The 22767-nt window shown below is 44.7% G+C and carries 20 protein-coding genes; 15 read left to right on the forward strand and 5 right to left on the reverse strand.

Translation table 11 applies throughout. The annotated features are described in order from the left end of the window. Positions 1-451: 451 nt before the first annotated feature. From GW12_RS09440 to hcaE, 3 genes are all read right to left on the reverse strand, one after another. A complete protein-coding gene (locus GW12_RS09440) occupies positions 452-1417 on the reverse strand; it encodes a 3-carboxyethylcatechol 2,3-dioxygenase (RefSeq protein WP_034586819.1) in 966 nt (321 codons plus the stop codon). A gap of 155 nt (positions 1418-1572) precedes the next feature. After that, the gene (hcaF, locus tag GW12_RS09445) at positions 1573-2091 is read right to left on the reverse strand and encodes a 3-phenylpropionate/cinnamic acid dioxygenase subunit beta (RefSeq protein WP_034586822.1); all 519 of its coding nucleotides are present in this window, start codon (positions 2089-2091) and stop codon (positions 1573-1575) included. Further along, a complete protein-coding gene (gene hcaE / locus GW12_RS09450; RefSeq protein WP_034586825.1) occupies positions 2088-3455 on the reverse strand; it encodes a 3-phenylpropionate/cinnamic acid dioxygenase subunit alpha in 1368 nt (455 codons plus the stop codon). Before hcaE ends, hcaF begins: the two co-directional genes overlap by 4 nt. A gap of 1375 nt (positions 3456-4830) precedes the next feature. Here hcaE and GW12_RS09455 point away from each other — a divergent pair. After that, positions 4831-5313 carry a VOC family protein gene (locus tag GW12_RS09455; RefSeq protein WP_034586827.1) on the forward strand — a complete coding sequence of 161 codons (483 nt, stop codon included), beginning with the start codon at positions 4831-4833 and terminating at the stop codon, positions 5311-5313. Positions 5314-5504: 191 nt separating this feature from the next. Here GW12_RS09455 and GW12_RS09460 read toward each other — a convergent pair whose 3' ends face one another. Continuing rightward, positions 5505-6944 (reverse strand): MFS transporter, encoded by a 1440-nt coding sequence (locus GW12_RS09460; protein ID WP_034586830.1) that lies wholly within the window; start codon positions 6942-6944, stop codon positions 5505-5507. Positions 6945-7151: 207 nt separating this feature from the next. Next, entirely contained in the window at positions 7152-9263 is a 2112-nt protein-coding gene (gene paaZ, locus GW12_RS09465; protein WP_034586833.1) for a phenylacetic acid degradation bifunctional protein PaaZ, read from the reverse strand. Positions 9264-9525: 262 nt separating this feature from the next. Between paaZ and paaA the strand changes: the two genes are divergently transcribed. The 14 genes from paaA (at position 9526) to GW12_RS09535 (ending at position 22711) form a co-directional block, all read left to right on the forward strand. Next, the gene (gene paaA, locus GW12_RS09470; RefSeq protein WP_004783375.1) at positions 9526-10470 is read left to right on the forward strand and encodes a 1,2-phenylacetyl-CoA epoxidase subunit PaaA; all 945 of its coding nucleotides are present in this window, start codon (positions 9526-9528) and stop codon (positions 10468-10470) included. Between the two features lie 28 nt (positions 10471-10498). Next, entirely contained in the window at positions 10499-10786 is a 288-nt protein-coding gene (gene paaB / locus GW12_RS09475; protein ID WP_034586837.1) for a 1,2-phenylacetyl-CoA epoxidase subunit PaaB, read from the forward strand. A 16-nt stretch (positions 10787-10802) separates the two neighbouring features. Further along, positions 10803-11558: a 1,2-phenylacetyl-CoA epoxidase subunit PaaC gene (gene paaC / locus GW12_RS09480; RefSeq protein WP_034586839.1), complete on the forward strand. Its 756-nt coding sequence runs from the start codon at positions 10803-10805 to the stop codon at positions 11556-11558. A 28-nt stretch (positions 11559-11586) separates the two neighbouring features. Beyond that, positions 11587-12087, forward strand: a complete 501-nt coding sequence (gene paaD / locus GW12_RS09485) for a 1,2-phenylacetyl-CoA epoxidase subunit PaaD (protein WP_034586840.1) — start codon at positions 11587-11589, stop codon at positions 12085-12087. Positions 12088-12152: 65 nt separating this feature from the next. After that, positions 12153-13211, forward strand: a complete 1059-nt coding sequence (gene paaE / locus GW12_RS09490; protein WP_034586843.1) for a 1,2-phenylacetyl-CoA epoxidase subunit PaaE — start codon at positions 12153-12155, stop codon at positions 13209-13211. A 42-nt stretch (positions 13212-13253) separates the two neighbouring features. After that, entirely contained in the window at positions 13254-14030 is a 777-nt protein-coding gene (locus GW12_RS09495) for an enoyl-CoA hydratase-related protein (RefSeq protein WP_227504159.1), read from the forward strand. After that, the gene (gene paaG, locus GW12_RS09500; protein WP_034586849.1) at positions 14030-14821 is read left to right on the forward strand and encodes a 2-(1,2-epoxy-1,2-dihydrophenyl)acetyl-CoA isomerase PaaG; all 792 of its coding nucleotides are present in this window, start codon (positions 14030-14032) and stop codon (positions 14819-14821) included. Before GW12_RS09495 ends, paaG begins: the two co-directional genes overlap by 1 nt. A 2-nt stretch (positions 14822-14823) precedes the next feature. Continuing rightward, complete coding sequence (locus GW12_RS09505; RefSeq protein ID WP_034586851.1) at positions 14824-16377, forward strand: 3-hydroxyacyl-CoA dehydrogenase; 1554 nt, start codon at positions 14824-14826, stop codon at positions 16375-16377. 12 nt (positions 16378-16389) lie between these two features. Next, positions 16390-17601: a 3-oxoadipyl-CoA thiolase gene (pcaF, locus tag GW12_RS09510; protein ID WP_034586891.1), complete on the forward strand. Its 1212-nt coding sequence runs from the start codon at positions 16390-16392 to the stop codon at positions 17599-17601. 58 nt (positions 17602-17659) lie between these two features. Continuing rightward, complete coding sequence (gene paaK / locus GW12_RS09515; RefSeq protein ID WP_034586853.1) at positions 17660-18952, forward strand: phenylacetate--CoA ligase PaaK; 1293 nt, start codon at positions 17660-17662, stop codon at positions 18950-18952. Between the two features lie 61 nt (positions 18953-19013). After that, a complete protein-coding gene (paaX, locus tag GW12_RS09520; RefSeq protein WP_034586855.1) occupies positions 19014-19955 on the forward strand; it encodes a phenylacetic acid degradation operon negative regulatory protein PaaX in 942 nt (313 codons plus the stop codon). 46 nt (positions 19956-20001) lie between these two features. Beyond that, positions 20002-20601, forward strand: a complete 600-nt coding sequence (locus tag GW12_RS09525) for a carbonic anhydrase (protein WP_034586857.1) — start codon at positions 20002-20004, stop codon at positions 20599-20601. Positions 20602-20889: 288 nt separating this feature from the next. Then, the gene (gene bioB / locus GW12_RS09530) at positions 20890-21882 is read left to right on the forward strand and encodes a biotin synthase BioB (protein WP_034586893.1); all 993 of its coding nucleotides are present in this window, start codon (positions 20890-20892) and stop codon (positions 21880-21882) included. Positions 21883-21973: 91 nt separating this feature from the next. After that, positions 21974-22711, forward strand: coding sequence for an alpha/beta hydrolase (locus GW12_RS09535; RefSeq protein ID WP_034586859.1), 738 nt, complete (start codon positions 21974-21976; stop codon positions 22709-22711). Positions 22712-22767 lie beyond the last annotated feature (56 nt).

The following is a 22767-nucleotide window of genomic DNA, read 5'->3' on the forward strand; positions in this document are numbered from 1 at the left end:
TAAATCTGCTAGTCTAGAGCCATCTTGATATACTTATCGAAGAAGTTTTTGTATCGCCTAAGGCACCTGAATGGTTCATTGGCTTAGTTAATGAAATTAATGAGAAGTATTCTTTAGGTCTGAAAGTTAGTAAATCAGAGTTATTGGAAGAACCTTTTTTCTAAAAAGTATAAGCTATGGTTTTATATAATTTATTTTAATTTTAGACTTTGCAATCTCAAGTATTCAGTTGATAGGTTTAATTGAAACCCCACCAAAATTATGAAAAAGCCCTAAACCAAAAGATTTAGGGCTTTTATTTTAGCTATATTTTTTATGAGTTGATGTGATCAGTCATAAGACATAGCTGCTTATAAACACCATCATCACCATGTTAAAAGTTTAAGTCTATTTGCTTTAGCACGAGATTTTTATGCTATTGCGATCCATGGTTTTGATGTTGCTTATCTATTTAGGCTTTGAGTTCGGCAGATACGATACCAAAGCCTGCAATCCATTCACTGATCTCTTCATAACAGTGAGTGGTCATTTCATACTCGCCAAATTCGCTCAATGCAGCAAAAGCCGCCATCCACGCACGAACCTCCTGACCACCACGGCCACCGTCACGGCGGATTTCAGTTTCAGTCATGGCTTCCAGTGCTGCGAAGTCAGCATTCTTGAATTTTTCTAATAATGCCAGATCCCATTCAGGGCTAAGCGGTACAGAAACACTCTTGTCACCAGCAGCCAGGCGTTGACCGACAGAAATCACATTGGCTTGACGTTTATTACGTGCTTCCGGAGTCGGGTTACGACCCGCAATCAGGAACTCTTCCACTTCTGGTGAAACAGAACCCATTTGTGGTGTTGGTGGATCGTGTGAAAGACCACCTGTGCCTAAAACAAGGACACGTTCATTTTCAAGATTTAAAGACTTAATGAACTGCCCCACAGCGCGACCTAAAGCGATAGTGCGTTTAGTCGTAGGCATGGGTGCTGCAGCGCCGTTGATAAAAATCGGAATGGTTGGATAACGATCCAGTTGACCTTCACATAGGAAGTGCAACGGCTGAGTCACGCCATGATCTGCTTGCATGCGATAAGAATAAGCCACATCCACACCTTCATCCAGGACACGGCGAACCAGCGCCAGCGCTGTGTCTTGAGGCACACTCAGGTGATCATTATCTTTACCATAGTCCCAGTCACCAGCAGCTGTGGCACGAATACCCACGCAGAAGCTTGGCATTAGGTCATAAAAGAAACCGTTAAAATGGTCAGGACCAAAGGTGATGATCAGGGTAGGGTCATAGGCTTTGACTTCAGCCGCCAGTTTGGCAAAGGCATCACGAACGACTTGCTCTTTGCGTTGTTCTTGTGGTGAAGCAAATTCCATTAATGGGCTATGCGATGCACAAATCAGTTTAATCGCCATAAGAGACTCCTTAAAAGGAAGGCAGCCAAAGAACAGGCTGCCGTTCAGTCTATTTTTTTTTCAGACTCAAGTTTTGTTCATCTCGGGAAGCGGTACGTGGTTGCTATCAACCGCGTATCCCCAAGCCGCAACCCGATGAACAAAAAACTTATTTATTAGAAGAATACACTCAAGTTATGTGAGGTATAAGTCACTTGATCCAGTGTGATCTTACGATCAAAGATCTGGAAGCATAGGCCGCCTTCAACCTTACGGATCTTGTCGTGACGTTTACCGCAGTAAATCGTAATATCCTTCTCTTTTTGTGAGCGATAGAGTAGGTAAGTGACGTAGACATCGTATTCGCCTTCCACTTCAGTTGGCTCAACAATCACGTTGCTGACCATGTGCGTGGTACGTGATGGAGGCTCTTCTGCCCAAGCCATACCTGTTTCCAGACGAGCCACACGACGCTCGAGCAGGAATTTATTGTCGTTAAATACCCAAGTTGTCGGAGGTTCAACAGAACGACGACGGTCACGGGTTTGCGCGTTTGGTGTGGTACGTAGCACATAAGAAATATCTTCTGCTAACAGGTCTAACCATTCGCGGAATTTCCAGTCGTCCAGCAGCTTCGCTTCACGATACAGGAATTGGCTAATTTGGTGATGAAGTTCCAGACTTACTTGACTCATTTCACAAGCTCCTTCTCGTATGCTTCAGTTGCTTTTTCTACATCTTCCCAGTCTTTATGAATCAGCAGGTCTGCCCAACGGCGATAGAAACCACGTGCTGCTGTTTCTGAGAAAATGTAGCTGGTGATACCAGGTACGCCATCTTCACGAACTTTTTCGCTGCCTTTACCCATTTCAACGATGAGTTTGTTTTGACGTGCTTTGTAACCGCGAAGCACTTTCTGGATTTCTACCCAGTTTTCAGAGTCATCTTGCTCCAAGAAGCCGGCAGGGCCGAAAGCACGAGTTGCAGAGCGTTCAAATGCATCTTTCACTTCTTGCGGTGCTTCAGCATCACAGATACAGAATGCCCAAACTTCAGTTTTATTCGGACCACGTGGGTGCCATACACGAAGTGTTGCAGTACCGTTCAACCAAGATAGGGTTGGGAACATGGTGTTGTGACCAGCCAGACGCAGCGCACGAATTTCACCCAGGCGTTCTTTTACTTCATCAAAAGTTTCACGGAAGTAGTTTGCAACTTCGCCATCTACCCAAACGTTAGCATCTGGTTTTTCAGTGAAGAAGAAGCCTGAACCGTGACCTTTTGAACCGAACTGGATCGCGTCTTTGGCAGTTTCCCAAACTGGACGAGCAGTTTGTGCAGCACCTAAGGTTTTGGTGGAGTCATCATCTGGTTTAGCACCGAGTACTTGTACTGCAGATGCGTGAGAGAACAGGGCATGGTACTGGTCAGATGCGAACTGTTCAGCAGCAAATTTCCAGTTACACTCGATTTCCCATTTGTGTACACCACCAACGATCACTGTACCGCCAGGACGACGATCAAGTACACCATCTAGGTACCAAGCCATGTCACCCATATATTCTTCTAAATCAGGCGTAGTTTCATCCCAGCAGCCGAATACCAGGCCTTTGTAAGATTTCACACGAGTAACTTCAAGCAGGCCCCATTCCTGTTTGCAGGCACCGTGTGGATAAGCACGATCTTCAAGCGGGATATCTTTTAAAGAACCGTCGATGCCATAAGACCAGCCGTGGTATGGACAAGTGAATGCACGGGTATTACCACAGTCTGCGAAGCTCACGCGCATTGCACGGTGACGGCACTGGTTTAAGAATGCTTTGATTGAACCGTCTTTTTGACGCGCTACGATAATTGGGTCTTCGCCCATATAAGTATTGAAGAAGTCGCCAGCCTTAGGAATTTGGCTTTCATGGCAAAGGAACAGCCAGGTACGACCGAAAACGCGCTCAAGTTCTAATTCGTAAAGGGCAGAATCAGTATAAATTGCTGGTGTAATACGTCCATTTTGTGCATCGACCAAAGCGTCGATTTCGCGCACATCAATTTTTCCACTCATGAAAAGTTCTCCTGTGACCAGTCTTGGCACAAAGTAGTAGACTCAACTTTTCAACGATGATGGAATTTTAAGTTAGTTTAATGAAATATTTTTTTTATTTTAATTGATAAGTTTTATTGATTATTTTTTGGGGAATTAATTCCTATTAAATTACTCATGATTGTAATTAAATGGGAATTATTCTGGTACATTTTTATTTAATATTTTTTTGAATAAACCCTACTAAATTAGTGGTGTTTTATAAGTATTTTAAAATTAAAATAATTTAAATAAATCATATATTTAATATTATATTAAAATAAATTTTATATAAATAATTCTGACTAAAATAGTAGTAATTTTAGTATGTGATTTTATTTTTATTAAATGCTTTATTGATATTAATTCCAACTAAAATAGTTGTATTTTTAATGGGTCATTTTATTTTGATTAAATATATTGAATTTTATTTAACCAAATGGTAAATTTTATAAAATGATATCGGCTTTATAGCTGGATTATTGTTGTTGAAATCGTACACTTCCTTAAGACTCTTTCCAAAATATGTATAGCTAAGTTTTTACTCAGGAAAAAACGAATTATATGGATATAAGTTATTGATTTTAAAATTTATATAATGGAAATTGGAAAGTGTGATGTATTAGTAAAGACAAGTTTTCTTTGGTTGGTATTGTTTGATTCTACACAATAAAATTCTGGGTTCAATGTAAACCCAAGACGTTTAGCTTGATCTGATATAAAAGATCAATTTTTTATCAAATATTCATCTACACGAGCGGATCACTAAGAAGGGAAGGTTTGCTGATTTGTGAGGTAATCTTATGTAATTGGCTATAGAAGTTTGTGTAATTCAGGTGCGGGATGGAGAGTAACTTTATCGTGAACTGAATGCGAACAGATGTAGGCAGAAATTCGGTGCAAATTTTTGACCTCTTATAGTGAATTGTGTGATTTTTAATCATAAGGGTTAATCTGATCGAGTCATTCCAGCTATTTTTCTTATCTTAGAAATATTAAAAAAACTATCAAAAAACTAAATTTAATCAATTCTTGGGCGAATTACTTTTGTCTGTTACGACTTAAGTCGAATAAAGTTTACATACTGAAGAGAAGGAGGTGAGCGCAAAAATATGTAAATTATTTTTAAATCTATATTTGTATTTTGAGAGTAATAATAGTGGAAAACTACTGCTTTTCAATAGGAAAGCAGCAAGCCTTACAATTTGATGAATAAAACTACAATAAAGAAATAGGACTCTCGCTATAAGGAGAAGACCATAAACTTATATCAAGAGCCTGTATGAACCACATTGTTTAATCTATAGACAAATACTGCTAACAGGTTGATTCCATATTTCTGCCGTGAGGTAAGAGCATGAATATTGCCAAGAATACTGTCTGTCTTTGGTATGATCATGATGCTGAAGAAGCGGCACGCTTTTATGCCGAAATTTTTCCCGATTCATCCCTTGATGCCATCCATCATGCAGCGACTGACTATCCTTCAGGAAAAGAAGGTGATGTGATCACCGTCGATTTCACTGTGCTGGGGATCCCTTGTATCGGGCTGAATGGCGGTCCTGTATTTAAGCACAATGAAGCCTTTTCCTTTCAGATTGCCACAGAAGATCAGGAAGAAACGGATCGTTACTGGAACGCCATTGTTAATAATGGTGGACAAGAAAGTGAATGCGGCTGGTGTAAAGATAAATGGGGGGTGTCCTGGCAGATTACTCCGAAGGTTTTAATTGAAGGCTATACTAGTACCGACCGCGCAGTGGCCAAACGGGTATTTGAGTCCATGATGACCATGAAGAAAATTGATATAGCGGCAATTGAGGCCGCGATTCGGGGTTAAGGTAAAAGAAACCTCAATGTGATGTGGTCTGGCACACCGTTTCAATACCTGATGATTTCAGTGAAGTGATTTATTGCTAAATATTTGTTGTTTTATTTGGATTTATCTCACTTTACTCAATTGAAATTATATACACATAAAAAACACCCTTGGATTGATTCATCCAAGGGCTTAGTTTTCAAGGAGCTAGTTTAATCCTCTAGTTTTTCTAGCTTGATACTTTCACGATAATACTGACAACCTTTATAAAGCAGGAATACACCAATCAACCCTGCTACCGCATTTACGATAGAAATTGAATTACCTACCATTAAAGTGTTTTCATAATATTTATCAGTAATGAGTGCAACTGCTGTTGTTCCTACACCAAGCGCAATCAGGTTGGAAATCAGCAGGAATTTTGCCGATACCTGAGAACGTAACTGGTTTGGTGTTAACATTTGTGTTGCAGCAGCTGATGCTGGAATTGGGAAAGTCGAAAAGAACATAGCGACAAAGATTAGCGCAAATGAAAGCTGCATATTGTCGACTTGGGTAAACAGCACACTTGGAATGATCAGGGCGGCACAGCCAATCGCACCGGCACGGATCGCCGCATCACTATAGCCACGTTTCGAGAAGAAGTCGATCAGCCAACCACAGAACAATGCACCAGCAGTATTCGCCACCAAAATAATAATTCCGAGAATATAGCCTACTTGACTCGCATCTAGCCCAAAATTACGCATATAGTACGCAGGTGCCCAGCCGAGCAGGGAGTACAGCATCATGGTGTAGAAAGAGAAGCCAATAAAATGACAGAAGAATGTCTTTTTATGGGTTTTGATAAAACCGATAGAATTCTTAAAAGATGCTTTAACTGCGACACCATTCGCATCCATTTTGAGGCCTTTACGCTCGGGTTCCCGTACGGTCAAAATCATGAGCAGCGCCAGCAATACTCCTGGTAAGCCCACGATCATAAAGGTCAGCTGCCAGGTCTTGATTTCACCAATTACTGGTAATGTGAGAAAGCTGACATCTTTGAGTAGACCTATCACATAACCGCCAATCAGAAACGCCAGCCCTGAACCGATAAAGGCACCAATCGCATATACGCCCAGCGCACGGCCCAGTTTATGTTTAGGGAAGAGATCTGCCACAATGGAATAAAAGGCAGGGGAAAGTGCTGCTTCACCTGCACCGACACTGAGGCGAGCTAGGAACATCTGGATAAAGTTTTTACTTAGACCACAGGCTGCAGTTGCCAGGCTCCAAAAGGCAATCCCGACTGAAATAATTTTCACACGTGATTTCTTGTCGGCCAGTGCGGCGATTGGTACACCCATAAAGGCATAAAATAGGGAAAAGGCCAGCCCCTGCAACAGGCTGAACTGAGTATCACTGAGCATCAGGTCGGCCTTAATAGGCTCAATCATCAGGGATAAAATCTGACGGTCTACGAAAGACAGAATGTAAGCCACCATACAGATGATGACCACATACCATTGATAGCTGCTCCGTTCCGTAGTTGCTGGTGGGATTTCTACTGCCACCTGTTTAGGTGCGGGTGTTGTAATCTTTAGGTGGGAATCGATTGGTTGGACATCATTGTCAACCTTGTCTATGACCAATGTTTTTTCATTCATCATGCAACATCCTGTGCAAGTTATAGTGATTGGTTTATTTGATACAAATTTAATTATTTTTATTTTTTATATGTATCAATTAACTTAATCTAGGAGTAATTTACTTGGTCGTCAATATGTATGAGTGAAAAAAGATACAATTATTTTTTATATTAATAAAAAAGGAATCAAATAGATTCCCTTTTTACTTTAAGTGTCTGAAAATAGTGCTTAAGCGGCTTTTTCCACTAGAGTCAGAATGTCATAAGTCGCGACCAGTTCATTGCGCTGGTTTTTCACCTTGATGTCCCAAACCACGACGCCATGCGGTTTTTGCTCATCACGCAGTGGTTTTGGGGTTTTCTGCTTGCAGGTCAATTCTACCTGAATGGTATCGCCAATTTTCACCGGTTCTACGAAGCGCAGGTTATCCATACCATAGTTGGCAATAACAGGACCTGGAGCGGCATCAACAAACAAGCCAGCAGCGGCAGAAACAATGAAGTAACCATGTGCGACGCGTTCACCGAATAGGGATTCCGCAGCCGCAATCTTGTCCATATGGGCATAGAAGTAATCACCACTTAAGCCACCAAAGTTGACAATATCCGCTTCAGTAATGGTGCGGCGTGCAGTCAACAAGCGTTCACCGATTCGCAGTTCATCAAAAGATTTCTTGAATGGGTGTACGCGGTCTTCAAACACCTCAGCACCTGCGGTCCAGCTATGACCGACCTGAGTCAGCACATTTGGCGAGCCTTGAATAGCAGTACGCTGCATATAGTGTTTCACTGCACGCAGGCCGCCGAGTTCCTCACCACCGCCAGCACGACCCGGACCACCATGCACTAACAATGGGAGTGGTGAACCATGACCGGTACTTTCCTTGGCGCTTTCACGGTCCAGAATATGCACACGACCATGCCAAGGCGCGATCTTGCTAAGTAGCTGTTCAATATTTTCATCCTGGTTACGCACAATTGAAGCAACCAGACTGCCTTCACCACGGGCTACTAATGCTGCCAGTTGTGGTAAGTCGCTATACGGCATCAATGTAACCACTGGACCAAAGGCTTCGATATTGTGAATCTGCTGAGCCTGAACCGGATCTTTACATAACAGCACTGTTGGCGGATAGAAAGCGGATTTTTCTGGATGTGCGACCTGAATGCTAAAATCCTGGCGCAGATGGCTACCTATGATGATTTCAGCTTCCTGTGCTAGCTGTTCTACCTTGGCAGCAACATCATGCTTCTGTTTAACGCTTGCCAGAGCTCCCATGGTTACGCCGTCCTGTGCAGGATCACCGATGACCACTTTTTGCAATTTTTCAGTCAGGCGTTGCTGTACGGTATCGAGTAATACTGCTGGAACAAAGGCACGACGAATTGCAGTACATTTTTGTCCAGCCTTGGTCGTCATTTCACGGAAGACTTCACGTACAAACAGGTCAATGGTTTCATCGTTGGCTTGCTGGGTCAGGATGGCGCTGTTCACCGAGTCGGCTTCCATGCTGAATGGAATAGAGTGGGCATTCAAGTGTGGATGAGCACGCAGTTTCTGGCCAGTAGCAGCCGAACCTGTGAATGTTACGGTATCCTGTGCATTCAAGTGATCAAACAGGTCGTAAGTCTGTCCGCAGATCAGCTGCAGAGCACCTTCTGGTAGTAAATTACTGGCTAAAATGTCTTTAACGACTGCATGTGTCAGTTCTGCGCCTTCTGTTGCTGGTTTAACAATACATGGCACGCCGGCTAGTAGAGTAGGTGCAATTTTTTCCAGCATACCCCAGATTGGGAAGTTAAATGCATTGATATGTACGGCCACACCGGCTTTCGGGCTCAGAATATGTTTGGCACCAAAGCTGCCCTGTTTGGACAGTGGAATCCAGGCATCTTCAACCAGTGCAGTTTCATCGCTGAGTTCACGGCGAACCAGACTTGAATAGGCAAACAGGGTGCCGATCCCACCTTCAATATCAATCCAGGCATCTTTGCGGGTACAACCGGTTGCGGCTGCTAGGCGGTAATAATCTTCCTTACGTTCCAGTAAATATTGTGCCACCTGTTTCAGGGCATTGGCACGCTGGTGGAAGGTCCAGTGGGCAATGGCAGCACCTTTCTGTTTGGCATATTGCACTATGTTATGCATGTCGATGCCGTGGCTGCTGACTTGATAAATCGCTTCACCACTAATGGCGTGATAGACCGTACGCAAGTCATTTTGTGCGCTATGTTCACCACCTAAAACCAGTGAACTCAATACTTTAACTTTAGCTGCGTAATGCGCCTGTGTGTCGTCCTGAAGATCTGTGCTCTGGGTAGTACTGTCCAGTTCCAACATTGTATAACTCCATTTATGATACGTTGTTGAGTTTATTTTTACTTTTGATGTTTCATAAATTGCAATCAAAAAGCTTAAATGTCAATCATAATCCGCAAACAAAAAAGTAACTTTCATGTAATTAAAAATTTAAAAGTAATAAAAACAATAACTTGATAAAAAATGCCTCTAAAAAATATATGATACTTAAAAAATAGTATTGATTTTATATTTGTATCGTTTTAATTTGAGTGTATCAGCACTTGGGATAAGTGAGACAAACATGAATAAGCAACAACAAACATTCGATCAGAAGATAGAGCAAGACATTTCTATTGAAGCGAAGGACTGGATGCCGGATGCCTATAGAAAGACCCTGATTCGCCAGATTGGCCAGCATGGACATTCAGAAGTGATTGGCATGCTGCCAGAAGGCAACTGGATTACCCGCGCACCAACTTTGAAACGTAAAGCGGTATTGCTGGCTAAAGTACAAGATGAAGCAGGACATGGCCTGTACCTCTACAGTGCAGCCGAAACGCTTGGTGCAGACCGTGATGACATGATGGAAAAGCTGATTGCTGGCCGCATGAAATATTCATCCATTTTTAACTATCCAACCCTGACCTGGGCAGATGTGGCTGCGATTGGCTGGCTGGTAGATGGGGCGGCAATCGTCAATCAGGTGGCACTGTGTCGTACATCTTATGGTCCTTATGCACGTGCCATGGTGCGTATCTGTAAAGAAGAAAGTTTCCACCAGCGTCAAGGCTTTGAGGCCATGATGCAACTGGCACAAGGTACGCCAGAACAGAAACAGATGGCACAGGATGCAGTGAACCGTTTCTGGTGGCCCGCACTGATGATGTTTGGTCCAAGTGATGACAACTCTCCAAACAGTGCACAAAGCATGCAGTGGAAAATCAAATTATTCAGTAATGATGCATTGCGTCAGAAATTTGTCGACAACACTGTGCCGCAAGTATTGCAGCTTGGCCTGACTGTACCGGATCCAGACCTGAAGTTTAATGAAGAAACAGGCCACTATGAATTTGGCGAAGTGAACTGGGATGAGTTCTTTGACGTGCTAGCAGGCAAAGGTCCATGTAACCATGAACGTATCGAAGCGCGTCGTAAAGCTTGGGAAGACGGCAAATGGGTACGTGAATCCGCAGCAGTTTATGCCAGCAAGCAACAGCAGCAGTCAGATCAACGAAAAATCGCCTAAGGCAACGGAATAGCACAAGGATATGCAAATGAACAAGAATAACTGGTCTTTATACGAAGTATTTATTCGCAGCAAACAGGGGTTGAGTCACCGCCATGTCGGCAGCCTGCGTGCCCCTGATGATGAAATTGCCCTACAAAATGCCCGTGACGTCTATACCCGTCGCAATGAAGGGGTAAGTATCTGGGTTGTGAAATCTGAATTGATTACTTCATCTCAACCAGACGAAAAACCAGAGTTTTTTGATCCTTCACTGAACAAGGTCTACCGTCATCCGACCTTCTATCACATTCCAGATGGCATCGAGCACATGTAAGGTGGAGGGCAGAGCAATGACGAATCAGGTATTAGCACAATTTTTACTGCATGTTGGCGACAGCCAGCTCATCCTTTCACACCGTTTGGCAGAGTGGTGCGGTCATGCACCTGAGCTAGAGCTGGATATTGCATTGGCAAATATCGGTTTGGACCTGCTGGGTCAGGCACGTACAGCACTGAGTCTAGCCGGTGAAATTGAAGGGCAAGGTCGTGATGAAGATAAACTGGCTTATTTTCGTACTGAGCGTGAATACCGCAATTTGCTGTTGAGTGAACAGCCAAATGGTGACTTTGGTCAAACCATCGTACGTCAGTGGCTGATGGATCATTACCATGCCTTGCTGTTTGCAGCACTGAGTAACAGCAAGAATGAAGTCATTTCTTCATTCGCCATCAAATCACTGAAAGAAGTGAAATACCATCTGCGTTTTTCCACTTCATGGATGGAACGCCTGAGTCTAGGTACTGCCGAAGCACATGAAAAAATTCAGCATGGTTTGAACCAGTTGTGGCGGTTTACTGAAGAGCTATTCAGCTTGACTGCAGATGAACGCCAGCTGGTTGATGCTTACCTGATTCCTGATTTGGAACTGCTGAAACCGAAATGGCTGGAAACGATATCTGCTGAGCTGCAACGTTTTGAATTGAGCCTGCCAGAAAGCGGCGCTTACCGTAGCGGTGCCAAGCAGGGACTGCATACCGAACATCTGGGTTATGTACTGGCGGAACTACAATATATGCAGCGTGCTTATCCGGGCATGAACTGGTAAATCCAACACATCACAGGGAGTGAGTGGCATGAACCTGATCAGACATGTAGAAGACCAATGCTGGGAGGTCCTGGCACAGGTTTCCGATCCGGAAATCCCAGTCCTGTCGGTCCTTGACCTGGGCATGATTCGTGGGGTGGAGATCAACCCGCAGGATGAAATCATCGTCCGATTGACACCCACTTATAGTGGCTGTCCGGCAACCGATCTGCTCAAGGCGGAAATCACCCAGGCATTTGCAGCACATGAGCTGACGCCGGTCAAAGTCGTGGTTGATCTGTCAGAAGCCTGGACCACCGACTGGATGAGTGAGGAAGGCAAACAGAAACTGCAGCGATATGGCATTGCCCCGCCTAAAGGCGGTTCAAACAGCTGCGGTACCCATGTCGCACTCAGTGATGGCATCCAGTGTCCACATTGTCATAGCCACCACACCCGATTACTCAGTGAATTCAGTTCAACCGCTTGCAAGGCGCTGTACAAATGTCAGGAATGCCTGGAGCCGTTTGACTATTTTAAATGTATTTAAGGGCTTAAGCGCACAAGCCATAACAATAAAGCGTGAGATCGCCACAGCTTAAGAAGGATTTTGAAATGAGCCAGTTTATTCCGTTAACCATTAAATCTATTCAGCCTCAGACTGAACAGGCAATTTGCATTGCTTTTGAATTGAGTCCAGAACATGCTGAGAGCTTTCAGTATCAGCCGGGCCAGCATCTGACGATCCGTCACATGACAGAACAGGAAGAATTGCGCCGTTGCTATTCGATCTGTAGTGATACTGATGAAGACATGAGTATTGCGATCAAGAAAATTGATCAGGGCCAGTTCTCAACCTGGGCCAATGAAAATCTGAAAGTCGGTGATGTACTGGAAGTGATGCCACCACAAGGCGTGTTTTTCCAGAAAGCAGCCAAGGCTGGTGGCAAACATTATCTGGGCTTTGCTGCAGGTAGTGGCATTACGCCAATCCTGTCTATTGTCAAAGCAGTGCTGAACCGTCAGCAAGATGCCACTTTTACCCTGGTTTATGGCAACCGTTCCTGGAAACAGACCATGTTCTCTGAACAGATCATGGATCTGAAAGACCGTTTTAAAGAGCGTCTGCAACTGATCAATATTTTCTCGCGTGAGCTGAATGACAGCGAAATTTTCAATGGTCGTATTGATGCAGAAAAATTACAGCAGCTGTTCCAGGCAGGCCTGATTCCAGCAGAAACCGATCACTGCTTTGCCTGTGGCCCTGAAGAAATGATGAATGCGGTAGAAACCGTATTGCCAACCCTCGGGATTGAGCGTAACAAGATTCACACCGAACGCTTCAATACCGGGACTTCACCAAAAGCCTCTGCACAGCAGATCGAAAGCCGTACTGAGGAAAAGGTCAACATTATTCTGGATGGTCGTGAGCTGATCATTGAAGTGTCTAAGCAGGATGACAGCATTCTGGATGCTGCTTTGCGTGCTGGTGCAGATTTACCATATGCCTGTAAGGGCGGAGTATGTGCAACCTGTAAATGTAAGGTGCTACAGGGTGAAGTGGAAATGGCGATCAACTATAGCCTTGAGGAAGAAGAAATCCAGAAAGGTTATGTGCTGAGCTGTCAGGCGCGTCCAACTTCAGCCAATGTGCGTCTAAGTTTTGATGAATAAGCCGGAAATCAGGTCCATCACAGGAAAATCACTATGGAATTGATGAAAACGGAATTGATTAAAACCAGCTCACCCAAAGCCGGTGTGGTATTGATTGAACTCAACCGCCCGGAAAAGCGCAATGCTCTGAACAATGCCACTTTGAAAGCCATTGCTGACACACTGCAAATTCTGGATTCAGATATTGAAGTCAAGACGGTAGTGATTACTGGTAATACCCAGTGTTTTGCAGCCGGTGCGGATTTAAATGAGTTAGCACAACTGGATGTGGTCAGCATTCAGCAGGATCAGCGTCCATTGTTATGGAAACGCATTGATGAATTTTCCAAGCCATTGATCATGGCAGTAAATGGCTATGCTTTTGGTGCCGGCTTTGAACTGGCACTACATGGTGACATCGTAATGACGGGCGATAATGCCCAGTTTGCCCTGCCAGAGATTGGCCTCGGTATGTTGCCCGGTGCAGGGGGAACCCAACGTCTGGCACGTCTGGTAGGACAGCAACTATGTATGCGTTGGGCTATGACCGGTGAAGTGATTTCTGCACAAACTGCTTTGCAGCATGGCATCACGAGCCAAGTTTGTCCGGCTGATTTGACCGTGCAATATGCGGTAGAACTGGCAGCAAAAATTGCAAAACAGGCACCGCTGGCCATCCGTGTAATTAAACAGTCCCTGAAATCAATACATGAAGTGAGCCTGAGTCAGGGCCTTAAACTGGAACGTCAGCATTTCGTCTGGCTGGCCGCTACCCAGGATCGTCAGGAAGGGATTAATGCTTTCCTGGAAAAAAGAAAACCAGAATTTAAAGGTGCGTAATGGATTACCAAACAATTATTGTCGAAGAAAAAAATGCAGTGGGCTATCTGACCTTTAACCGTCCTAAACAGCTCAACAGCTTTAATGAAAGCATGCATCAGGAAGTATCTTCTGTACTGAAACGTTGGGCTAAAGATGCTGCAATCCGTGCTGTAGTGATTTCTGCAGAAGGACGTGGTTTCTGTGCTGGTCAGGACTTGAATGACCGTGTAGTGGATCCAAATGCTGATGCTCCAGATTTAGGTCTATCCATTGAAAAATATTACAACCCGTTGATTAAGCTAATTACTGAAATGCCGAAACCGGTCATCTGTGCTGTAAATGGTGTGGCAGCAGGTGCAGGTGCAAATATCGCATTAGCTTGTGACATCGTGGTAGCAGCTAAATCTGCTTCATTTATTCAGGCATTTTGTCGTCTCGGTCTAGTGCCAGATTCAGGTGGCACCTGGTTCCTGCCACGTCTGGTGGGCCGTGCCCAAGCGATGGGGCTGGCGATGTTGGGCGACAAAATCTCGGCTGAACGTGCGCTGCAACTCGGCATGATCTGGCAGGTGGTTGAAGACGAGCAGCTAAAAGCTGAAGCAGAAAAAATGGCTGAGCATCTGGCAACTCAACCAACTTATGGCCTGTCGCTGATCAAGAAAGCGATTCATGCGGCTGCAGACAATAATCTGGATGAGCAACTCATTCTGGAGCGCGATCTGCAGCGTCTGGCTGGTCGTTCCAGCGATTACCGTGAAGGCGTACAGGCCTTTATGCAAAAACGTACACCACAATATAAGGGGTGCTAAATATGCCAGAGATGAATTTAACCCAAGCCAAAGTTGCGGTGATCGGTGCCGGTACGATGGGTATCGGGATTGCCCAGCTAGCCGCCATGCATGGTCACTCAACCTATGTTTATGATGTTGATACCAGCCGTACCCAGGCTGCATTGCAGGACTTACAGGCACAGCTCAGCAAGCGTGTGGCTGCAGGTAAAATGACCCAGGAACTGCTGGACAGCACTTTTGCCAACCTAACTGTGGTGCAGGACCTTCAGCAACTTGCGGATCGTAACCTGATCATTGAGGCGATTGTCGAGAAAAAAGAAGTCAAACAGCAGCTGTTCCAGCAACTGGCAGAAATCTGCTCGGCAAAGACAATCTTTGCTTCAAATACTTCGTCGATTTCAATTACTGCGATTGCCTCTGCAATTCCGCAACCAGAACGGGTCGTGGGACTGCATTTCTTTAACCCGGCACCGGTCATGAAACTGGTGGAAATTATCCGTGGTCTTCAAACTTCTGCGGACATTGCCACTACATTGATTGAATTGATGACTCGCTGGAAAAAGGTACCGGTTACGGCAAAATCTACGCCAGGTTTTATCGTGAACCGTGTAGCACGTCCTTACTATGCTGAGGCTTTTCGTGCCTTGCAGGAAAATGTCACCACGCCTGAGCAACTGGATTTCATCATGCGTGAATGTGGCCGATTTGCCATGGGGCCATGCGAGCTGACCGACCTGATCGGGCAGGACGTGAATTTCTCGGTAACCCAAAGTGTCTATAATGAATTCTTTAATGAACCACGTTATCGTCCGTCTTTAATCCAAAAAGAACTGGTCGATGCTGGCTGTCTGGGACGTAAGTCCAAGCAGGGATTCTATGATTACCGCAGCGAAGTGCGTACTCCAGCTTATCAATTGCCGGTGCTATATGCCAAATCGGTGCAGAAACTTAAGGTGCTTGTGAAAGGTGCCTGGCAACATTCCCCAGCACTGATTGAATGCTTAAAGCAGGCTTCACATGTAGAACTGAGCTTTCAGGCTGCTGAACACAGTGAAATTCTTATTGGTGACGTATCATTACGTTTGTCTCTGGGTGAATCGGTTGAGCTGGATTATACCCAGCAAAAAGTCGTACTGATGGACTGGCATGCGGACTGGCATAATGCCAAAGCAATTCCAGTGACTGCTTCACCTGCGTGTAGCGAACAGAATCGTCAGGTAATCGAGCAGCTACTGGTCGGTATGAATGTGATACCAATTTGGTCTAAAGACCATGCAGGCCTATATGTACTGCGTACTATTGCCATGCTGGTGAATGAAGGATGTGAAGCTGTTCTACATAATATTGCCTCAGAACAAGACATTGATTCAGCAATGAAATTTGGTGTCAATTATCCAAATGGTCCATTTGAGTGGGTAAACAAAATCGGATATAACACAATTTTACAAATCTTAAAAAATATGTATCGTATTTATGGTGAAGAGCGATACCGACCTAGTATATATTTAGTTAAGCAGGCAGCGCTAGGACAGGCGCAACAAGTATCGCCAACACAGTTACGTGTGGCGGGCTAAGGAATAAAAATGATGGAACATGTTTATATTTTTGACGGTATTCGTACCCCAATCGGTCGTTATGCGGGTGGCTTGAGCGGCATTCGCGCTGATGATCTGGCTGCTCTACCAATTAAGTATTTAAAAGAGCAGCATCCCAACCTGCCATGGGCAGAAGTCGATGAAGTGATTTTAGGTTGTGCCAATCAGGCGGGTGAAGATAACCGTAACGTGGCGCGTATGGCAGCCCTTTTGGCTGGGTTGCCGGAAAGCGTACCGGCGATTACCGTAAACCGTCTCTGTGCTTCCGGTCTGGATGCTGTTGGTTTGGCAGCACGTGCGATTAAATCGGGTGAAGCGCAGTTCGCAGTGGCGGGTGGTGTGGAATCGATGAGCCGTGCGCCATTCGTACAGTCTAAGCCGACAGCAGCCTTTAGCCGTACTCCGGAAATTTATGACACCACTATTGGCTGGCGTTTTATCAATCCAAAATTCAAAGCTGGTTTCGGCGTAGACAGCATGCCGGAAACGGCAGAAAATGTGGCTGAAAAATATCAGATCAGCCGTGAAGACCAGGACCTGTTTGCCTACCGCAGCCAACAAAAAACTGCACAGGCGCAGCTGAATGGTATTTTCCAGGCAGAAATTCTGCCAGTAGAGATCAAGGGTGCTAAAGGCTCTACTCAGGTAATTGCTGAAGATGAGCATCCACGTGCCGATACTACCTTAGAAAAACTGTCATCTCTTAAAGCGCCATTCCGAAAGGAAGGTGGTTCGGTAACTGCTGGTAATGCGTCTGGCGTGAATGATGGTGCAGCCTGTGTGTTATTGGGTAACCTGCAGTTCGCAGAACAGCATGGCCTGAAACCGCTGGCACGTGTGATTGGAATTGCCAGTGCCGGTGTAGAGCCGCGCTATATGGGCATTGGTCCAGTACCAGCAGTGCAGAAAGTATTGAAACAGACAGGGCTCAGTCTGGAACAGATGGATGTAATCGAACTGAATGAAGCCTTTGCTGCACAGTCACTTGCAGTACTACGTGAGCTGGGCCTTCAGGATAATGATCCACGAGTGAATCCGAACGGTGGTGCCATTGCTCTCGGCCATCCTCTTGGTATGAGTGGTACACGACTGGTGATTACTGCGATGAAAGAACTACAGCGTAAACAAGGAAAATATGCCCTTTGTACCATGTGTGTCGGTGTTGGACAGGGTGTCGCACTGATTATGGAAAATGTGGCTTAAGGACTGAATTAAAAAACAGGAACATCAGCAGTCAGGATGACTGCAGCAGGAGCAAAATATGAATAACAATGCAATGGAAAAGATTGAAACCGCTTCAGTGGATGAATTACGTAGCCTGCAACTGGAACGTATGAAAAAAACGCTGCAGCATGCCTATCAGAACAGTACAGTTTACAAGAAAAAGTTTGATGAAGCTGGTGTGCATCCCGATGATCTGAAGTCACTCGAAGACCTGGCAAAATTCCCGTTCACTACCAAGCAGGATCTTCGCGAAAACTATCCATTTGGTATGTTTGCTGTACCTCAAGAACAGATTGTACGTGTGCATGCTTCTTCAGGCACTACAGGCCAGCCAACTGTAGTCGGTTATACCCAGAATGACATTACGACCTGGTCAGATGTAGTAGCACGTTCGCTACGTGCAGCTGGACTCAGCAGTAAAGATACGATTCAGGTATCTTATGGCTATGGATTATTTACTGGTGGGCTAGGTGCACACTATGGCGTTGAACGTCTAGGCGCAACCGTGATTCCAATGTCAGGTGGTCAGACTGAGAAGCAGGCCCAGCTGATTCATGATTTCAAGCCGACCGCTTTAATGGTAACCCCATCTTACTGTCTGAATATTATTGAATGTCTGGAGAAAAAATTCGGTACCGCTAAAGATTGTTCAATCAAGACCGGTATCTTTGGTGCAGAGCCATGGACCAATGAAATGCGTCATGAAATTGAAGAGCGTCTGGGCATTGATGCACTGGATATTTATGGTCTATCCGAAGTGATGGGACCAGGCGTTGCGATGGAATGTCTGGAATCCAAAGATGGTCCAACGATTTGGGAAGATCATTTCTATCCTGAAATCATCAATCCAGAAACTGGTGAAGTGCTGCCAGATGGTGAACTGGGTGAACTTGTATTTACCACCATTACCAAAGAAGGTATGCCGGTGATTCGTTACCGTACCCGCGATTTGACACGCCTGTTACCAGGAACGGCACGTACCATGCGTCGTATGGACAAGATTGTTGGCCGCAGTGATGACATGATGATTATCCGTGGCGTAAATGTGTTCCCATCACAGATTGAAGAGCAAATCCTGCATATTCCGCAGCTTATTCCAAATTATCAGATCCATATTTGCAAACAGGGGCATCTGGATACATTGCATATTCGTACCGAAATGCGTAAAGATAATGCCATGAATATGACACACCAATTGGCGAATCAGCTGAAAGCACAAATCAAGACTATGGTGGGGATTAGTGTTAGCGTAGAAGTTTTGCCAGAAGGTAGCTTGCCACGTTCTGAAGGTAAGGCTCAGCGGGTGTTTGATATCCGAAAGTCCGCGTAAATACGTCTGGATGATAGACTCAGGTCTGTCATCCAGCTTTGACAAGGTAAAATTAAACGTAATGAATCCGAAATTAAAACAAGTAATTGATGATTTCATTCAGCATGAGGCCCTAAGTGGAACCTCGTTGGTCATGACAATTTTTGGGGATAGTATTTATCATCGTGGGGGAGTGATTAGTCTTGCCAGCCTGATCCAGCTAATGGATGTATTCGGTTTTAATGAGCGTTCTGTGCGCACAGCAGTGTTCCGTCTGGTGCAAAATGGCTGGCTCAGTTCTGAAAAGATAGGCCGTACCAGTTATTACCGGATTACTGAAAGTAGTCGTCAGCGTTTTATTACTGCAGACCAGAAGATTTACAGTTTCCAGCATACGGAATGGGATCAGAAGTGGGATCTGGTGCTGCTTAGTTCAGTCGAGCTGGAAAATAAACAGATCCTGAAAAAAGAACTGGAATGGTTGGGGTTTGCCAATATCGCGACCAATGTTATGGCTTATCCGGGTTGTGACCAGCAGAAATTACAAAGTTTGTTGCTGAATAATAAGATGACGGATCAGGTTGTGGTATTCCGTGCGGAAACCTTGCAGCTCTGGCAGGAATCTTATCCAACAATTAAACGCATGGTGGCGATTAACTGGCCGGTTCAGGAGTTGCATCAGCGTTATGAAAAATTCATCAGCGATTTTCGTGAATTTTTTCATCTGGTGGAAAATGAAGAGGAGCTAGATCGAGCACAGGCCTTCCAGATCCGTATCCTGTTGATTCACCAGTATCGTCGCATCCTGCTAAAAGATCCGAACCTGCCATTTGAACTGTTACCATCAGACTGGCTGTCATTGATTGCCCGTAACCTGAGTACCAACCTGTATCAGACGGTGTTTGCAGCAGGGGATGAATTTTTCCTGGATATTGCCCGGACTGCAGAAGGGCCAATGCCGCCGGCACATCCACAATTCTATAAACGCTTTGGTGGTTTGAAACAGCCTGAAGCGACTTTTTAACTTTTAACTCAGAAAAATATTAACACTGTAGCTCAAGGAGGAGTCTATGCCATGTTATGCCATTGATGGGGTGATTCCTGTCGTCAGTCCTGAAGCCTATGTCCATCCTACTGCTGTGCTCATTGGCGATGTGATTATTGAAGCTGGTGTATATATCGGGCCATTTGCTTCGCTGCGGGCTGATTTCGGTCGGATTCATATCCAGAAAAATGCCAATGTACAGGATTCCTGTACGATTCATGGATTTCCGGACAGCGTGACTCTGGTTGAGGAATATGGACATGTTGGTCATGGCGCGATCCTGCATGGCTGCGTGGTACGAAAAAATGCCCTGATTGGTATGAACAGCGTAATTCTGGATGAAGCCGAGATCGGGGAGAATGTGATCGTTGGTGCTAACAGTACAGTGAAAGCCAAGTTTAAGGTGCCAGCAAATACCTTGGTGCTGGGTAGCCCGGCAAAGATAGTTCGTCCATTAGAAAAAAAAGAGATTGCCTGGAAAAGTCATGGTACTGAACAATATATTCAACTTACTGCCCGCTGTTTGAATACTATGCAGGAAGTTGCGCCTTTAACTGAGGATTTAGCAGAACGCCGCAGCTATCAGGATTTTTATGCAGAGCATCAATTAAAAAGTGAAGTCTAATATCTAATGCATAAAATTGTATAAGCTATTCAATATAAAATATTTTTTAATTTGGCTAAATGATTTTTATTAATGAGCAGCATAGAAGTGCAGTGTTCATTGTTTGAAGTCACGATTTCTATCTTTAAATCATTGAAAGAATTTACCCTCATCACATTTCTTGTTAAATAGGTTATTAGTCGATCTTAAAAATAAAAGCTACCCATCCGAATTTTGATAGAAAAGGCTAAACCAAATTTCAAAAAAACGCGTATTATTTCTACATTTCTATTTAATATTGATGTTGAGATTATGATTCGCAATGACTGGACGCGTGACGAGATTCAGGCACTTTATGATCAACCGCTGATGGATTTACTGTTCCAGGCACAGCAAATTCACCGTGAGCATTTTGACGCCAATACCGTACAAGTCAGTACCTTACTTTCGATTAAAACCGGCCGTTGCCCAGAGGACTGTAAATACTGTTCCCAGTCTGCCCATTATGATACTGACTTAGAAATTGAAAAAAGGGTGGAGGTGCAGAAGGCCATTGCTGAAGCGAAACAGGCCAAAGAATCCGGTTCCACCCGTTTCTGTATGGGTGCCGCATGGCGTAATCCACATGAACGAGATATGCCTTATGTGTTGGAACTGATCCAGGAAGTTAAAAAGCTGGGCATGGAAACCTGTATGACCTTGGGTATGCTGAATGCATCCCAGGCAGAACGTTTAAAAGAAGCGGGTCTGGATTATTACAATCATAACCTCGACACTTCGCGTGAATACTATGCCAATGTCATCAGCACCCGTACTTATGATGACCGTCTGAATACCCTAGAACATGTCCGTGCGGCCGGAATCAATGTCTGCAGTGGCGGTATTGTCGGTCTGGGTGAAGCCAAACAAGATCGTATTGGTCTGTTATATGAGCTAGCCACCATGCCGATCCATCCGGAATCTGTGCCCATCAATATGCTGGTTCCGATTGAAGGGACACCACTGGCCGATGTAGAAAAACTGGATGTGATTGACTGGATCCGTACTATTGCTGTGGCACGGATCATCATGCCAAAAAGCTATATCCGTTTGTCTGCAGGTCGTGAATCCCTGTCAGATTCGGATCAGGCTCTGGCATTTATGGCTGGTGCCAACTCGCTGTTCTCAGGCGATAAATTGCTGACCGCACCAAATAGCGGTGAAGGTAAGGACAAGGCCCTGTTTGCCAAACTGGGGCTAAAAGCCGAGGCACCGAAGAAAACCGGTCGCGAACTTGCCGTGGATGCTATGCAGCCTGCTTAAATTCTGCAGCTGTCTATCAGGGATCATTTCGAAAGAGATTGATCCCTTTTTTATTGAATGGATCACAACAAAAATATAGGGAACAGGATTGATGAAAATTCTGCTCATCAGCGGTTGGGGGCTGGGTACCCAAGTGCTGAATGAATTTGTGCAGCAGCTGGAACAGCAGTCAGGACAGCAACATCAGGTTATCATTTGGGACATCTTTGATCCGAACAATGCAGAACTGCTGGCAGAAAAAGTACAGACAGCTGCCGATATGGATGTGCTGATCGGCTGGTCGCTGGGCGGGCAACTGGCGATGTTATTGGCCAATGAACTTTATCAGCAGACCCAAGATACCAAGCCTGTAATTGCCTGTATGTCCAATCCTAGCTTTGTAGTACAGGAAAATTGGCCGCATGCGATGCTACAAGATCAGTATCAGCAGTTTAAACATGCGGTGATGTTGCAGCCAGAGCAGGCGCTGAAACGCTTCTGTGCACTGGTGACGCTAGGTTCTGCAGCACCTAGGGAACGTGCAAAATATTTACAACAGCAATTGATAAATATTGATTTATCCTATCAGCAATCACATCTCTATCTTTTGGAACAATTAAATCTGGTCAATATTGTGGAAAGCTATCCAGGCAAGATGCTATTTATTAATTCCGAGAAAGATATGCTGGTTCCCTGCAAAGTTTTGCAAGATATTGCACTTATCTCTGCAAGTAATCTGAACTTTGTAAAAATTCTGGCTGCGCATGATGCCATCCTGTTCGATACCAGTTTAGTGATTGAGCCAATTTTGCAATTTTTACAAGACATTCATTCAGTTAAAATTTCCTGACTATCCGGTGGATGTTCATTTCAAAATTAAACCGTTAAGATCGGGGCAGCGCTATT

The organism is Acinetobacter sp. HR7, from assembly GCF_000773685.1.
Classification (GTDB): domain Bacteria; phylum Pseudomonadota; class Gammaproteobacteria; order Pseudomonadales; family Moraxellaceae; genus Acinetobacter; species Acinetobacter thermotolerans.

Coding starts and splice junctions, on each gene's coding strand:
- GW12_RS09525 (WP_034586857.1), top strand. CDS start 20,002: ATGCCATGTTATGCCATTGATGGGGTGATTCCTGTCGTCAGTCCTGAA.
- paaX (WP_034586855.1), top strand. CDS start 19,014: ATGAATCCGAAATTAAAACAAGTAATTGATGATTTCATTCAGCATGAG.
- GW12_RS09460 (WP_034586830.1), bottom strand. CDS start 6,944: ATGATGAATGAAAAAACATTGGTCATAGACAAGGTTGACAATGATGTC.
- paaE (WP_034586843.1), top strand. CDS start 12,153: ATGAGCCAGTTTATTCCGTTAACCATTAAATCTATTCAGCCTCAGACT.
- GW12_RS09495 (WP_227504159.1), top strand. CDS start 13,254: ATGAAAACGGAATTGATTAAAACCAGCTCACCCAAAGCCGGTGTGGTA.
- paaC (WP_034586839.1), top strand. CDS start 10,803: ATGACGAATCAGGTATTAGCACAATTTTTACTGCATGTTGGCGACAGC.
- paaA (WP_004783375.1), top strand. CDS start 9,526: ATGAATAAGCAACAACAAACATTCGATCAGAAGATAGAGCAAGACATT.
- GW12_RS09505 (WP_034586851.1), top strand. CDS start 14,824: ATGCCAGAGATGAATTTAACCCAAGCCAAAGTTGCGGTGATCGGTGCC.
- paaB (WP_034586837.1), top strand. CDS start 10,499: ATGAACAAGAATAACTGGTCTTTATACGAAGTATTTATTCGCAGCAAA.
- pcaF (WP_034586891.1), top strand. CDS start 16,390: ATGGAACATGTTTATATTTTTGACGGTATTCGTACCCCAATCGGTCGT.
- hcaF (WP_034586822.1), bottom strand. CDS start 2,091: ATGAGTCAAGTAAGTCTGGAACTTCATCACCAAATTAGCCAATTCCTG.
- paaK (WP_034586853.1), top strand. CDS start 17,660: ATGAATAACAATGCAATGGAAAAGATTGAAACCGCTTCAGTGGATGAA.
- paaD (WP_034586840.1), top strand. CDS start 11,587: ATGAACCTGATCAGACATGTAGAAGACCAATGCTGGGAGGTCCTGGCA.
- GW12_RS09455 (WP_034586827.1), top strand. CDS start 4,831: ATGAATATTGCCAAGAATACTGTCTGTCTTTGGTATGATCATGATGCT.
- paaG (WP_034586849.1), top strand. CDS start 14,030: ATGGATTACCAAACAATTATTGTCGAAGAAAAAAATGCAGTGGGCTAT.
- hcaE (WP_034586825.1), bottom strand. CDS start 3,455: ATGAGTGGAAAAATTGATGTGCGCGAAATCGACGCTTTGGTCGATGCA.
- GW12_RS09440 (WP_034586819.1), bottom strand. CDS start 1,417: ATGGCGATTAAACTGATTTGTGCATCGCATAGCCCATTAATGGAATTT.
- paaZ (WP_034586833.1), bottom strand. CDS start 9,263: ATGTTGGAACTGGACAGTACTACCCAGAGCACAGATCTTCAGGACGAC.
- GW12_RS09535 (WP_034586859.1), top strand. CDS start 21,974: ATGAAAATTCTGCTCATCAGCGGTTGGGGGCTGGGTACCCAAGTGCTG.